Raw genomic sequence first — 13,658 nt, forward strand, 5'->3', positions numbered from 1 at the left:
ATCGCCCATGCTGCCAACTAATCCTCTACCCAATTGAGTAACCCAAGAGAAGTAACAGCTCCAAAAAAGTGAGCGCCAATCAAATTGACGTTTGCCATCGTCACAAAAATATCTAGGGAACGAATCACATTTTCTGGCGTATAAGCTGCGAGCGCTTGCGGTTGACTCAGAGTTTTTGCTAGCACTACAGCAACTGTTTCTTCAGAAGCAACAAACGCGATTAATACCCCCACCAAACTAGAAACTAATCCAATCCGTAATGTGTGAGTAATATGTTCTTTGCTGGGATATACCTGGGAATTTTCGGCGTGCAAAAGTCTGCCTAAAAGCCGATAGCGAAAATCCCAAAAAATTCTAAAGCACAGCAATAAAAGACCAACGATCGCTAAAAACACCCCGAAACCAATACCTGCATTATTGGTTTGTTGGCTCATGTTGCGACCCAACATAGCAAATAATAAAACTATGCCGGAAACAGCACCAAAGAATAACTGTATCCAAAAGCTAAATCTACTAAACAAGCGAAAAGTTGTGACGAATTCGCTTTGGGTTAGCGGTTGTGGCAAGGATTCTGGTTGATTCATTATATCCACCTTATTGCTGAATTGAGCATCCAAATAAACGAAGTAAGAAAGAGGTTATGCTTGTCTTCCTGGCGATCGCCTTGTGGTTAGCTATTAGATTTTTCCTGAAAAGTCAGTTAAGGGCAGGACAGGATGCCGGATGTTTGGGAACCGAATTCGACAATTTCCGGTAAATAAAAGGTTGAACTCAACACAGCAACTGCCGTTGTGGTTGATTTGATTTTCCTAAAATCCTCCCGGTTCTGAACAATCAACTTTTTGCGACAATGGGAATTTAGAGTCTTAAAAATCGACTTAGGCAAAACGTCTATTGTCTTTGTTCACCATTTCAAAATCTTGCTTCAATCTCCATTTAATCTAACTAGCCCAACCTTGCCATCTGTCTGATGCCATAAGAAAATATCCTCCTGATGGAAGATGATTGAGGAAAAATTTATGATACAGCTTTGAGTTAAGTGCGATCGCACTATTGGCGATCGATGCTTGATTCCCAACAGCCGCACTGGGGCGCATCCATTCTTGCAACTTCCATAAGCTAGTTAGGACAGTTATTGCAGATTTGTCAGATATATCATTATGGAAAAGCAGGTATTTTTGCTTTCCGTTTACACCTTAGCTCTTGATAGCATTCTGATTTTTTGTTGACATTATTTTTATGGTCGCCAATTCTAATTGTTATTCTAACTTTGGTTAAAGAAATTTTTATCAAAAATCTACTATACCGCTGGCAGACTCCTCCATCATGGAAGCCATCTCATAGCCCCTAAAGCTATATTTGTCAAGCCCAATAAATGTGAAATTTATTACTCAATCAACCGATGACACTCCCGCTCAAGACAGATTCAAAAAAAATCTAAACAAGCTAATCTTTAAAGAAATAAATAATAACATAAATTATCTGTTTAAGAACTCAGTTAGCTGGACAGGAATGCACTATTGGGTATGGCAGCAGTCGTTAACAACTAAATTGTCAAAAAATATGAAACGGGACAACTCACCCACCGACAGCATTAAAGACTCAATTGGACAGGCAGCTTCTCATCCCTGGTTTGAGCGACTGGCAAGATTGGGATATGCTTCCAAAGGCTTAGTTTACTTTATTGTCGGTTTTTTAGCAGCACAAGCCGTCTTCAGTATCGGCGGCAGGACAACCGATACTAGCGGTGCATTATCAGAAATTGTTAACCAACCCTTCGGTAAATTTCTGCTATTTCTTGTAACAATTGGCATTATTGGTTATGCCCTTTTGCGTATCGTTCAGACAATTCTCGACCCAGAACACCAAGGACAGAAAATGGATGCCAAGCGAATTGCCCAACGCATTGGCTACGCATTAAGTGCTTTAGCTTACGCAGGTTTAGCTTTAACGGCTGTAAAACTGATAATGGGTTCGGGCGGTGGTAAGAGCGATACAACCGAAGATTTGACAGCCCAAATTTTAGCGCAACCGTTTGGAGAGTGGCTGGTAGGATTGGCAGGCTCAATTGTTATTGGTGTCGGTTTTTCTTATTTCTACCAAGCATATAAAGCTAAATTTCGCCGCCATTTCAAGCTAAATGAAATGAGTCAAACAGAGCAAAATTGGGCGACACGGTTGGGTCGATTCGGAATTGCTGCCCGTGGAGTTGTTTTCGTTATAATCGGTTTTTTCTTAATTCAAGCAGCAAGGCTATCGGATGCCAGTCAAACGAAAGGATTGGGCGAGGTGTTGGGAATTGTGGCACAGCAGCCTTTTAGTCCAGTGATTTTGGCTCTAGTACCTTTGGGTTTAATTGCCTATGGCATATACTCGGTAATTGAAGCTCGCTATCGGCGAATTTTCGGTTCATAAGCTTGCCCGTTATGCAAAAAGTTATGAATTTTGAGTACAACAATTTTTTTGAATTAAAAACTTATCTAACTCAAAATTCATAACTTTTACAAGGCGTCCTGATTAAATCACCTGCTTTTAAGTCGGGATATTTTAACTCAAAACTCAGGGCGGGCACTCTTGGCACCGCCCCTACTCAACTCAAGACTCCTAAAAACTTATGGTAAAAATTGGTTATCACGCTTCCCACGAACAGTTTAAGCCCAGCGAACTGCTGAAATATGTCCAAATGGCAGAACAAGCTGGCTTTACCCATGCCCTTTCTTCCGATCACTTTCATCCTTGGAGTGAAGCGCAAGGACAAAGTGGTTTTGCTTGGTCTTGGTTGGGTGCAGCAATGCAAGCAACGCCGAGGCTTTCCTATCGGGTTGTTTGCGCTCCCGGACAGCGGTATCATCCGGCTATTATTGCCCAAGCTGCGGCAACGTTGGCAGAAATGTTTCCCAATCGTTTTTGGCTAACGGTTGGCAGCGGTCAAGCGTTGAACGAACATATTACTGGGGATAAGTGGCCAACTAAGAGCGATCGCAACGCGCGCCTCAAAGAATGTGTCGATATTATCCGCGCCCTTTGGACAGGAGAAACCGTCACCCATCGCGGTTTAGTGTGCGTAGAAGATGCAAAACTCTATACCCGCCCGGAAATTCTCCCATTAATTATCGGCGCCGCAGTTACGCCAGAAACCGCTGAATGGGTGGGCAGTTGGGCTGATGGATTAATTACTACTTCTCGCCCACCTGAAAAGTTAAAAAAAGTCGTCGATGCGTTTCGTCGGGGTGGTGGAGAAGGGAAACCAATGATTTTGAAAGTGCAGATTTCCTATGACAGTAATGCAGAGAAAGCACTACAAGGCGCTCACGATCAATGGCGCAGTAACATCTTCAAAAGTAAAATGCTGACAGAACTGATAACACCAGATCAATTTGATGCGGCAGGGGAGTTTGTGCAACCAGAGGAGTTATATCAACACGTCCGAATTTCGGCAGACCAAGAGCAGCATATTGAGTGGTTGCAAAAAGATATTGAATTGGGGTTCGATCAAGTAATTTTGCACAACGTTAACCGAGAACAAGAGCAGTTTATTGAGGTGTTTGGCGAAAAAGTAGTGCCAGCGCTGACAAAAAGTTGATGTTGGAAACTCAGTATGTAGAAGCGATTTCACGGTTACATTTGGGGCATTGCATTTTTCAACTGTGAACAACTTTGCCTTTATTAGTTCACTCCCTATGTTTATACTAATTCTCAAAATTCATGCAACAGTATCTGTAGGGTGCGTTGCCCTAAAAAATTCTAAATAATATCGACAATCTTAGAGCGAGTGCACCTACAAAATAATTCAGCAAACAAACCAGACACTCATCATTGTTGCTTTCTGGAGGCGAGAATTGGGGTTAAATATCATTATAAATATATGATGCAACGCTGCCTATTCAGCACGCAATTTCCAATAACTGATTGATGACTGATGACTGATGACTAATAAAAACAAATTCCCCGGCCTAACCAGGGAACGAAAGATATTAAAAAAAGTAATGTTGTTTTAATAAATTGAATTTGCCCGCGTCGGGGCGATAATTTAGTAGCAGCCCTTGTTGAGTTGAGAGCGGACGCCTGGGCGGGCAGTCCTGTGCAGGTGCCGCACCCGATCGCATTTTCCAGTCTCAAGAAAACAGTTGCATTCATATTTGAGTACCACTTAAGCTTGGTTGCTGTTGCGAGTCTGGCTAGCCAGCTCCAACAGTTGCGCCCAGCGTTTTTGGACTTGTTTGGGAGTGCATTTGAGCGCGGTGGCGATCGCCTTGTCGCTTTCTTGATTCCGCTTCATTTCTAACAGTTGCTGCATTTCCGGCGACAGTTGAGCGCGAAACGCTTCCCATTTGTCCGAAGTCATTCCCAGCTTTTGATCGACATCAGCACCCAGCCATTCGTGGACGAGTTTCCAATTTTGAGTGCGGGCAAATTTTTCGACGTGGTACTTGAAACGTTGTTGCAAGTAGTCGCGCTGGCGGGAAGACAAACCGAGCACGCGGTCAATTTCCGAAGCCGAAAGGTCTTGCAATTTTAAAGTTAAGTAATTCACGCATTCTGGCTGATTTTGCGATTCCAGATAGGCGATCAATTCCGAGACTACTCGATCGCGCAGCACTGCATCAGCCGGATCGACAGTTTCCGATACCATTTGCTCGCGCACTTGTTGCAGCGCCGGAGAGCGGCTGTAAATTTCCGCATCTTCTCCCTTGCCGGATTCTACAGCCATTTCAATGTCGATCGCAGTTTCGGGAGGTTGGCCCTTGGCAAATCCTTGAGCGCGCAACACGATCAGGCGTTGGCGGTTGCGGCCCGGTAAGCCAATTTGGCGCTTGGCGTAGTGTTCGGTAAAAGCCATGTACTCAGCCAATTCGAGCTGCGTGCGGGGCTGGTAGGTGACATCGAGTTGGTGTTCGCGGCGGAAAGCGCGCAGAGATTCGATGTAAAAGCCTTGCAAAAAGTCTTCAATCATGTTGTAGCGAGCTTGAAAGTTCAAGTTCGATCGGAAAGAAGCAACATGGCGGTAAATCATCGCCGCGAGGTGAGAATGCAGTTCGACGCGGCCTTGTTTGGAACCGAGGCGGTAGTATTGCAGGGTTTTTTGCAACCGGTGCTCGGCCAAGGTGATTTGCCAAGCTTCAACTTCGCCGGAAATTTGGATGCGATCGCTTTTTTGGCAAATCCGTTCGACTTCCTTAGCAATCCGCATCGCCACTGCTTGAGCGCTGCGGCTAGCAGTTTTCATTTCGGCTTGCAATTCTTTGAGGGCGAAGTCAGCCAAAGCGAGGATATCGATGGTGGGAACCGTATTGATTTCGGCGTTTGGTTCGCTGGAGGTAGCCGGAATGCAGTTGAAGCCAGAAGCGTTGTTGCAGTTGAGGGTGGTGGCAGTTTTGACAGTCATGGCATTTATCGGGTGGTAGGGCACAGCGGGTGTGCGAGGACATTTGTCAGAGTGTGAGGCGGCAGTTGCTGGCGGTTTCGCTTGCTGTGCTGATTCAACTCTCTATACATTGAATGTTACGGAAGTAGAGATAACCGTAGTTATGCCAGTGTTCCACTCTCTCATGCAACAGTTTTTGGCTGCTGAATCTGATTCTAATCGCTGGCTGTGGAAGATTGGTTTTATTGCCGTTAAAGCCTTACTTTACAAGCATTCTGAGCTGTTATGTGCGTGGGGCGATCGCTCTTTGAGATGGGGCTGATCCAAGGCCGCTGAGTGGACGATTTACTAACTGGCTGTTTGAGGTGGTTTTGGGCGATCGAGATTGTGGAATCGAGACTCGGCAGAGTGTAGCTATCTGCAATGTATTCAGAACCTACGCAACAGCAGTTAGGAAACCCGGTTAATCTGAAAATTTGATCTTATCCAAGAAGGAAGAAGGAATCAGAAAGAAGCGCACAGAGCTTTGTTTGCCAACAATTCACCCTGATTCTTTCTCTAATACCAAAGTCACCGGCCCGTCATTCTCGATCGAGACTTGCATCATCGCTCCAAACAGGCCTGTTTCGACTTTTAAGCCGCTCTGGCGCAACTTTTCGACAAATTTATCATAAAAAATTTCGGCTCGTTCAGGAGCCGCTGCTCGGTCAAAGGAAGGCCGCCGACCTTTGCGGCAGTCCCCGTAGAGCGTAAATTGACTCACAACCAGCAACTCGCCGCCGATGTCTTGTACGGACTTGTCCCAGCGCCCGGTATCCGTGGCAGAGTCGGGAAACAAACGCAATTCTAGGCATTTGCGAGCCATCCAATCGAGTTCTGCTTCGGTGTCGGTGTCTGCAATACCTACAAGCAAGTTAAGTCCGCGGCCAATTTTGCCGACAATTCGATCGTCTATTTCGACTTGAGATGATTTTACTCGCTGGATGATGACTCGCATTGGAAATCGGTAATTGGTAATAGGTAATTACTCGTTACCAGGCTAGAGCCTGGTAACGCAGATCCAGAGGCTCTGCCTCCTATCTTCCTAAGTACCAGAGAGGCAGAGCCTCGCTTACATCGGTTCCCAGGCTCTAGCCTGGGAACCAGTAACCTTTAGTTTTTCCCAAAACCTTTGCCGCGATTGGTTGAAGGCATACAAAGACAGTTTTCGAGTTGCGATCGCAAAGTCTCAGTATCCAAACCCTGACCGATGAGAACAAGCTGGTTTTTGCGATCGCCTTTCCACTCGTCGTCGTCCATCGTAAATCGCTTGCCGCTCAAGTGAAAAATATGGCGTTTGGGGCTTTCTTCAAACCACATAATGCCTTTAGCGCGAAACACATTTGTTGGCATTTGTTGGTCTAAGAAATATTGAAATTTTCTCAGAGAAAACGGCTTGTCGCTTTGGAAAGAAATTGAGGTAAATCCGTCATTTTCTAAATGGTCGGAGTGGTCGTGATGGTCGTGGTTGTGATGGCCGTGGTCGTGGTCGTGATGGTCGTGATGGTCGTGATGTTCGTGACCGTGATGTTCGTGATGGTCGTGATGATCGTGACCGTGATGGTCGTGATGTTCGTGACTGCTAGGAGTTTCTTCTGATTGGAAATATTTGTCCGATTCAAACAATCCTACGCTGAGAACAAGCGGTAGAGGAACTTGCGATTTTACTGTTCGCAAAATTCGAGCACCTTCTTTGACATCGCGAATCTTAACTTCCAACAAATCTAAATCTGCTTCCTCAACCAAATCAGTTTTGTTGAGGATAATTATATCGCCGTAAGCTATTTGACTGTAAGCTGCTTGAGAGTTGAACAAATCTAAGCTGTAGTTGGCTGCGTCTACTAATGTAACTATCGAATCGAGACGAGTCAGGTCGCGCAATTCTGTTCCTAAAAAAGTCATTGCTACTGGCAGCGGGTCGGCGAGTCCGGTTGTTTCGACTACCAGATAATCGAGATTTTCTTGACGTTCCAGAACTTTGTAAACTGCATTAACTAAATCTTCATTAATAGTGCAGCAAATGCAGCCGTTGTTCAGCTCAACCATATTGTCGTCGGTGGTGACAATCAGTTCGTTGTCGATGCCGATTTCTCCAAATTCATTGACCAAAACTGCTGTTTTCAAACCCTGCTGGTTGGTCAGGATGTGGTTGAGCAGGGTTGTTTTGCCGCTGCCGAGAAATCCTGTAATGATGGTAACGGGTAAGCCGTGTTTGGGAGCGTCCATCGCCGGTTCTGTCTCGGACTGAGTTGTAGATTGCATAGCTTGACTGTCAAATAATGTCGATCGCACTTTCTTTGTGGCTCTTATTGTATCTTAATTAGGACAAGGCCTGGTAAACCCAGTTTCTCGGAGAAATGTTGGGTTTGGTGGCATGGTATCTACGCATCAACCGGCCATCAGCCCGAAACTGCACAATAAGTGGGCCGCTAATTATCGGCAATTGTTAACGCGGTCGATCGCACTTTTTGATTTTTTTGATAAAATTTTGTCCAGAGTACCTGTCGCAGTTTGCCTACAAGCTGTTTTTTCGGTAAATTCAGCAGCGACAAATTTGGGGCCAACTCAAGCCCAGTGCGATCGACCAATTCCCGCTACTCTATAATAGTTTTAATTATCGAGCTGCGTAAAATATTTAAACCTCAATTAAAACAGGGCGGTGGCTAACAACAGCCACCGCCCTCAAGATAGTATTGCGGTATCTCAGTCTGTGCTTACGCAGGAAGCAAGACTGAATCAATAATGTGGATGACACCATTATCAGCAGCAACATCGGCTGTTGTAACGGTAGAATCATTGATTTTGACGCCATTGGAAGCATCAATTTTTACTTCTGAACCTTCAACTGTCTTGGCAGATTTCAGGTTGACCACATCAGCGGCCATAACTTTGCCGGAAACGACATGATAAGTCAAGATTTTTGTCAGCTTAGGAATGTCATTAAGCAGTGCTTCTACAGTACCTGCGGGAAGCTTAGCAAAAGCTTCGTCAGTAGGCGCAAAAACTGTGAAGGGGCCAGCCCCTTTGAGAGTATCTACTAAACCAGCGGCTTGGACGGCAGCAACTAGGGTAGTAAAAGAGCCTGCCGAAACGGCGGTATCAACGATGTCAGCCAAGAGAGTCACCTTGTTTTTGTAATCTGTAAATTACCATAACGCTAAAAAGTTAATTTAGCTACAGATATTTTTTCTCATTCAGTTTGGCTTTCTTATATAAAATAAAACATTTTTTTATATAACTAATTTCAGTAAATACCTACCTAAAGGTAGATTTTAATTTACCGATTTTACTGTATTTTTATTTAGCAATGTAATCCTAAATACATTAGTAAGCCGATCGCCCCTGCTACGGGATTTTGATTAACTTGGCCAAACATTCAACATCCGGCATAGCGCTAACACATTACAAAAACCCGCCACCCCGACTGATGGCAACAGTTTGGGAAATCCCGATCTAAACTGTTAACAACCACTAACTAGCGCAACGGTGACATGAGATACAAACTACTAGGTCACAGCGGACTTCGCGTTTCGGAAATCTGCCTCGGAACCATGACTTTTGGGGAAGAGTGGGGTTGGGGCGGTTCCTACGACGAAAGCCGGAAAATGTTCGACGCCTTTGCAGAAGCGGGCGGCAATTTCATTGATACCGCCAATCTCTACACCAACGGTACTAGCGAAAAATATGTCGGCGAGTTCATCCGGGCCGATCGCGAAAAATGGGTAGTTGCCACGAAGTATAGCCTCAACATGAAGAATGGCGAAATCAACGGTTTCGGCAACCACCGCAAAAATATGGTGCAAGCAGTAGAGGCCAGTTTGAAGCGGCTGCAAGTTGAATACATAGATTTGCTGTGGCTGCACGCTTGGGATTTTACAACACCCGTCGAAGAAGTGATGCGCGCTTTTGACGATTTGGTGCGCGCCGGTAAAGTTCTTTACATAGGCATTTCCGATACGCCGGCTTGGATTATTTCTCAAGCAAATACGATCGCCCACCTGCGCGGGTGGACACCATTTATCGGCTTGCAAATCGAGTATTCTTTAAAAGAGCGAACTCCCGAACGGGAGTTGATCCCTATGGCAAAAGCCTTTGATATTGGCATCACAGCTTGGAGTCCCCTAGCAGGCGGTTTGCTAACAGGAAAATACAACACTTCAGAAACCGCCAGCGAAGCTAAACGGCTGAATTCACCTGAATCGGGAAAAATTAACGAACGAGACCTCAAAATTGCTGACGAAGTTAGCTTCATAGCAGCCGAAATTGGCAAACCCGCTTCTCAAGTAGCCCTAAATTGGCTGATCCAACAGCCAGTCCAAGTTATTCCGATTGTGGGTTCGCGCAAACTCTCCCAACTTCAGGAAAATCTCGCTTGTTTGGAGTTTAAATTAACCCCGGAACAAATGCAGCAGTTAGACAAAGTAAGTGCAATTGAATTGGGTTTCCCTCACGATTTCTTAAAGAGTCCGACGGTGCAAGATTTTGCCTTTGGAGGAGGAATCGCCAAAATAGACAGCAGCCGACTGTAAAGTTGCTGGTATTTTCTAGTCGCGGGTTTACGTTGATATTTGGCGTTTTATTGCAGATATCGGCGAACCCGCCCTTAGAGGGATGATTGACATTTGCGCTGTGGGTACGAGGTTAAACTGACGCCCGCAGCACAAATGTCATCACCTTGGTTTCTTGCCGCAGACTCGCGTACAATTGTAGGTTTATCGTTGCCGTTACCTGTTTTATTTGATATTGTTGAGACAGGTGATATTGTGTCAGTTTAACCCACTGCATAAAGTGTTAATTGTTAATCTATCGGAAGTTAGAAATCTTTGACGATATTGTGTATATTAGGACACAAATTTTCCCTAAGAGCGATCGGATGAGTTAAAAAAAGCAAGGTTTGTCAAATCAAAAAGCAACATAAACTTGATGGCAAATTTTCTCTCATCTTCAAATAAAGCAATAAAACTCGCTCTTTTTTCATCCCGTACCTGCCAGTTAAGAGTCCTATTACAAGGTCGATCGGCATTTTAAAGGCTTTTGAACCCAGCGTGCAAGCTAGGTGTCTCCTCAGATAAAAGTCATCCTTCAGATAGAAGTTAGGGCAGAAAAACTGGGTTACATTTAACAACAATAGCCAATCTAACAATATTAAGTTATCTCAAACTTTCCCTTCTGAAAAAAGCAGATAGGTCTGTTTTTAACGCAGCTAAACAGTTTGTTTTGCTCGCTGAATGCGGCCCTTGCTCGTCAATAAAACTTCTCAGATTTATGCTTGCAACTTTCAGTAAGACCCTGCTGAGAAATATAACCTTTTGACCAATTTTAACTGACAATTTTTCCTAGACAAATTCCAGAGGCTAATATGTCGCCCCCAGAAAACTCAGTAAACAATAATTATAGCAATAAAGATCGAGCATGGGAGATCCGATTTACCTCTATAGATCCCGCAAAATCCCCCTCTCAATTCGCACCCTCCGCCGCATTGCGCGCCAACTTATCAAAAGCTGAGGCTGTAGAAGCACCAGATTTAGTTTGCTTGTCTCATTTGCGGTGGAATTTCGTCTATCAGCGTCCCCAACATCTCTTGAGTCGTTGTGCCAAAACTCGTCGCGTATTCTTTGTAGAAGAACCAGTTTTTAGTGAGACTACAGATTGGTGGCTTGATGTCAGCATCCACGAAAGCGGAGTTTGGGTAATAGTACCGCACCTGAGCGAAGGAACCAGCGAAGCAACAGCACAAACTGCTCAGCAAGCCATGCTAGATGATTTGTTTAGAGCGGCAGAAATTAGCCAGTACATTCTGTGGTATTACACGCCAATGGCTGTCAGCTTCACAAACCACTTAAAGCCGTTAGCTGTAGTCTATGACTGCATGGATGAACTGTCAGCATTCAAAGGCGCACACCCGGATTTAAAAGCCAATGAAAACCAATTATTAAAGCGCGCCAGCGTAGTATTTACCGGGGGACACAACCTTTACGAAGCCAAACAGCACCAGCACTCAAACATTCACCCCTTCCCCAGCAGCATCGAAAAAGAACACTTTGCGACAGCTAGGAATCTTTCACAAGAACCGGCGGATCAAAAAGACATTCCTCACCCGCGTTTGGGATTTTATGGCGTCATAGACGAACGCATGGATATCGAACTGCTGGCGGGCATGGCCCAAGCAAAGCCGGACTGGCATTTAGTCATCATTGGGCCGGTGGTGAAAATCGATCCGGCAACTCTGCCAACTCACCCAAATATCCACTATCTCGGCGGCAAATCTTATCAAGAACTGCCAGCGTATCTTGGCGGATGGGATATAGCCATGCTGCCTTTTGCGATTAACGAATCGACTAAGTTTATTAGTCCCACGAAAACTCCAGAATACCTCGCTGCGGGCAAACCTGTGATTTCTACTCCAATCCGCGACGTGGTGCGGCCTTACGGAGAAAACGGCTTGGTTCGGATTGCGAGCAATTCTGAAGAATTCGTGGCTTGTGCCGAAGAAATCCTCAACGAAAGTTCGGACGTTCGCACCAAGTGGCTGAGCGAAGTAGATGCCTTTTTAGCGGACAATTCTTGGGACAATACCTGGGGCGAAATGCTGGGGTTGATCGAAAGTGCGATCGACGATAAAAGGCAGAAAGCCGAAGGCAGGATGAAAGTTTTAAGTTAGGAATGTTGAGGTTGAAGTTAAAGAGTTACACGTTACGGATTCAAAAATTAACACTCAACACTCCTCGGTGTATGTCCAATTACCAATTATTTCTTACCCTTACCCTTACCCACAATCAGAGGTGTTTCCATGTTTGACTATTTAATCGTCGGAGCAGGATTTGCAGGTAGCGTCATTGCCGAAAGACTAGCAAATGAAGCCGGAAAAACAGTCCTGATAATTGATACCCGCAACCACATCGGCGGTAACGCATACGATCGCTACGACAATCATGGCATCCTCGTACACAAATACGGCCCACACATTTTTCACACCAATTCGCGCCCTGTTTTCGAGTATCTTTCCCGGTTCACCGAGTGGCGGCCCTACGAACACCGCGTCCTCGCCAGCGTTGACGGTCAACTGCTGCCAATTCCGATCAATCTCAACACCGTAAACAAACTTTACGGACTGAATCTCACCTCATTTGAAGTTGAAGATTTCTTCGCGAAAGTAGCAGAACCAAGGGACTACATTCGCACTTCCGAAGATGTAGTTGTCAGCAAAGTCGGCCGGGAACTTTACGAGAAATTCTTCCGCAATTACACCCGCAAACAGTGGGGAATGGACCCGTCGGAACTCGACAACTCAGTGATTGCCCGCGTTCCCACTCGCACTAACCGGGACGATCGCTATTTCACCGATACCTATCAAGCAATGCCGCTGCACGGCTACACTCGGATGTTTGAAAAGATGCTTTCTCACCCAAACATCAAGGTGATGCTGAATACCGACTACCGGGAGATTGAGGGTTTTATCCCTTACGGAGAAATGATTTACACCGGGCCGGTCGATTCCTATTTCAATTATTGCTACGGCAAACTTCCTTACCGTTCCTTGGAATTCAAGCACGAAACACTGAACGTACCCGTACACCAAGAAGCACCGGTGGTAAATTACCCCAACGAGCATTTATATACTCGCTGCACCGAGTTTAAATACCTCACCGGACAAGAGCATCAAAAAACTAGCATTGTCTACGAATATCCCCAAGCTGAGGGAGACCCTTACTACCCGGTTCCTCGTCCAGAAAATGCCGAACTTTACAAGAAATATAAGGCTTTGGCTGATGCAACTCCGGGAGTTTCTTTCGTGGGAAGGCTGGCGACTTACAGGTATTACAACATGGATCAAGTGGTCGCTCAAGCCCTGACAACTTACAAACAAATTACTACCAAGCCGGTGATTGAATTGGTAGAAAATGTTAACGGTTCTGCCTCTAATGTAAGCTCCTCGAATGGAGTTGTCGAGAGTCCATCTGCTGCTTCTCTAGAAGTCGCTGCCGTTAACGGCAACGGCAACGGCAAATCTGCTACCAAGTAGCTGGAAGCTGCGAGTTAAGCTGTGGAGCATTTAAACCATTAAGGATCCAGGTAAGGTGCGTCATTCGCGAACACTGACTATACATGGGGAACGCTTATTTACGCTAAGCACCCTACTATCCTCCTTTAAATGCCGAACAGCTTACGGGTAAAAAGGTAAGGTGCTCTCTCGGCACCTTACTCGGTTTTCATCAAAAGTTATTTAATAATTCAAACAAACATTGAGGTAAAA

The 13,658-nt window shown here is 45.2% G+C and carries 13 protein-coding genes; 7 read left to right on the forward strand and 6 right to left on the reverse strand.

Annotation, left to right across the window (positions count from 1 at the left end):
• Positions 1 to 17: 17 nt before the first annotated feature.
• Positions 18 to 584, reverse strand: a complete 567-nt coding sequence (locus QUA50_RS02535; protein ID WP_333259296.1) for a DUF3611 family protein — start codon at positions 582 to 584, stop codon at positions 18 to 20.
• Between the two features lie 979 nt (positions 585 to 1,563).
• Between QUA50_RS02535 and QUA50_RS02540 the strand changes: the two genes are divergently transcribed.
• Both QUA50_RS02540 and QUA50_RS02545 read left to right on the forward strand, forming a co-directional pair.
• On the forward strand, positions 1,564 to 2,415 hold the full coding sequence (locus QUA50_RS02540; RefSeq protein WP_333259294.1) for a DUF1206 domain-containing protein: 852 nt from the start codon (positions 1,564 to 1,566) through the stop codon (positions 2,413 to 2,415).
• 199 nt (positions 2,416 to 2,614) lie between these two features.
• On the forward strand, positions 2,615 to 3,583 hold the full coding sequence (locus QUA50_RS02545; RefSeq protein WP_333259291.1) for a TIGR03885 family FMN-dependent LLM class oxidoreductase: 969 nt from the start codon (positions 2,615 to 2,617) through the stop codon (positions 3,581 to 3,583).
• Positions 3,584 to 4,150: 567 nt separating this feature from the next.
• Here QUA50_RS02545 and QUA50_RS02550 read toward each other — a convergent pair.
• Positions 4,151 to 5,386 (reverse strand): HetZ-related protein, encoded by a 1,236-nt coding sequence (locus tag QUA50_RS02550; RefSeq protein WP_333259289.1) that lies wholly within the window; start codon positions 5,384 to 5,386, stop codon positions 4,151 to 4,153.
• Between the two features lie 43 nt (positions 5,387 to 5,429).
• On the opposite strand from QUA50_RS02550, the gene QUA50_RS02555 reads away from it, so the two are divergent.
• Positions 5,430 to 5,687, forward strand: a complete 258-nt coding sequence (locus QUA50_RS02555) for a hypothetical protein (RefSeq protein ID WP_333259287.1) — start codon at positions 5,430 to 5,432, stop codon at positions 5,685 to 5,687.
• Positions 5,688 to 5,906: 219 nt separating this feature from the next.
• On the opposite strand, the gene dtd is transcribed toward QUA50_RS02555, so the two are convergent.
• Together dtd and QUA50_RS02565 are read right to left on the reverse strand one after the other, a co-directional pair.
• The gene (dtd, locus tag QUA50_RS02560; RefSeq protein ID WP_333259284.1) at positions 5,907 to 6,362 is read right to left on the reverse strand and encodes a D-aminoacyl-tRNA deacylase; all 456 of its coding nucleotides are present in this window, start codon (positions 6,360 to 6,362) and stop codon (positions 5,907 to 5,909) included.
• Positions 6,363 to 6,517: 155 nt separating this feature from the next.
• A complete protein-coding gene (locus QUA50_RS02565) occupies positions 6,518 to 7,666 on the reverse strand; it encodes a GTP-binding protein (protein ID WP_333259281.1) in 1,149 nt (382 codons plus the stop codon).
• 112 nt (positions 7,667 to 7,778) lie between these two features.
• Here QUA50_RS02565 and QUA50_RS02570 point away from each other — a divergent pair, with 112 nt between their 5' ends.
• Positions 7,779 to 8,009 (forward strand): hypothetical protein, encoded by a 231-nt coding sequence (locus tag QUA50_RS02570; protein WP_333259278.1) that lies wholly within the window; start codon positions 7,779 to 7,781, stop codon positions 8,007 to 8,009.
• Between the two features lie 109 nt (positions 8,010 to 8,118).
• Here the strand turns inward: QUA50_RS02570 and QUA50_RS02575 are convergent, their stop codons facing one another.
• The gene (locus QUA50_RS02575) at positions 8,119 to 8,520 is read right to left on the reverse strand and encodes a fasciclin domain-containing protein (protein ID WP_333259467.1); all 402 of its coding nucleotides are present in this window, start codon (positions 8,518 to 8,520) and stop codon (positions 8,119 to 8,121) included.
• 375 nt (positions 8,521 to 8,895) lie between these two features.
• Between QUA50_RS02575 and QUA50_RS02580 the strand changes: the two genes are divergently transcribed.
• Positions 8,896 to 9,933, forward strand: coding sequence for an aldo/keto reductase (locus QUA50_RS02580; protein ID WP_333259275.1), 1,038 nt, complete (start codon positions 8,896 to 8,898; stop codon positions 9,931 to 9,933).
• A gap of 112 nt (positions 9,934 to 10,045) precedes the next feature.
• On the opposite strand, the gene QUA50_RS02585 is transcribed toward QUA50_RS02580, so the two are convergent.
• Positions 10,046 to 10,189 (reverse strand): hypothetical protein, encoded by a 144-nt coding sequence (locus QUA50_RS02585; RefSeq protein ID WP_333259272.1) that lies wholly within the window; start codon positions 10,187 to 10,189, stop codon positions 10,046 to 10,048.
• Positions 10,190 to 10,763: 574 nt separating this feature from the next.
• Between QUA50_RS02585 and QUA50_RS02590 the strand changes: the two genes are divergently transcribed.
• Together QUA50_RS02590 and glf are read left to right on the forward strand one after the other, a co-directional pair.
• Positions 10,764 to 12,065: a glycosyltransferase family 1 protein gene (locus tag QUA50_RS02590; RefSeq protein WP_333259269.1), complete on the forward strand. Its 1,302-nt coding sequence runs from the start codon at positions 10,764 to 10,766 to the stop codon at positions 12,063 to 12,065.
• A 129-nt stretch (positions 12,066 to 12,194) separates the two neighbouring features.
• Positions 12,195 to 13,427, forward strand: coding sequence for a UDP-galactopyranose mutase (gene glf, locus QUA50_RS02595; RefSeq protein WP_333259266.1), 1,233 nt, complete (start codon positions 12,195 to 12,197; stop codon positions 13,425 to 13,427).
• Positions 13,428 to 13,658 lie beyond the last annotated feature (231 nt).

The organism is Microcoleus sp. M2_D5, from assembly GCF_036701935.1.
Classification (GTDB): domain Bacteria; phylum Cyanobacteriota; class Cyanobacteriia; order Cyanobacteriales; family Microcoleaceae; genus Microcoleus.

What these genes read in the sequence shown, in the direction of transcription:
- QUA50_RS02550 (WP_333259289.1), bottom strand. Translation starts at nt 5,386, where the DNA reads ATGACTGTCAAAACTGCCACCACCCTCAACTGCAACAACGCTTCTGGC.
- QUA50_RS02585 (WP_333259272.1), bottom strand. Translation starts at nt 10,189, where the DNA reads ATGCAGTGGGTTAAACTGACACAATATCACCTGTCTCAACAATATCAA.
- QUA50_RS02565 (WP_333259281.1), bottom strand. Translation starts at nt 7,666, where the DNA reads ATGCAATCTACAACTCAGTCCGAGACAGAACCGGCGATGGACGCTCCC.
- QUA50_RS02580 (WP_333259275.1), top strand. Translation starts at nt 8,896, where the DNA reads ATGAGATACAAACTACTAGGTCACAGCGGACTTCGCGTTTCGGAAATC.
- glf (WP_333259266.1), top strand. Translation starts at nt 12,195, where the DNA reads ATGTTTGACTATTTAATCGTCGGAGCAGGATTTGCAGGTAGCGTCATT.
- QUA50_RS02535 (WP_333259296.1), bottom strand. Translation starts at nt 584, where the DNA reads ATGAATCAACCAGAATCCTTGCCACAACCGCTAACCCAAAGCGAATTC.
- QUA50_RS02590 (WP_333259269.1), top strand. Translation starts at nt 10,764, where the DNA reads ATGTCGCCCCCAGAAAACTCAGTAAACAATAATTATAGCAATAAAGAT.
- dtd (WP_333259284.1), bottom strand. Translation starts at nt 6,362, where the DNA reads ATGCGAGTCATCATCCAGCGAGTAAAATCATCTCAAGTCGAAATAGAC.
- QUA50_RS02540 (WP_333259294.1), top strand. Translation starts at nt 1,564, where the DNA reads ATGAAACGGGACAACTCACCCACCGACAGCATTAAAGACTCAATTGGA.
- QUA50_RS02545 (WP_333259291.1), top strand. Translation starts at nt 2,615, where the DNA reads ATGGTAAAAATTGGTTATCACGCTTCCCACGAACAGTTTAAGCCCAGC.
- QUA50_RS02570 (WP_333259278.1), top strand. Translation starts at nt 7,779, where the DNA reads ATGGTATCTACGCATCAACCGGCCATCAGCCCGAAACTGCACAATAAG.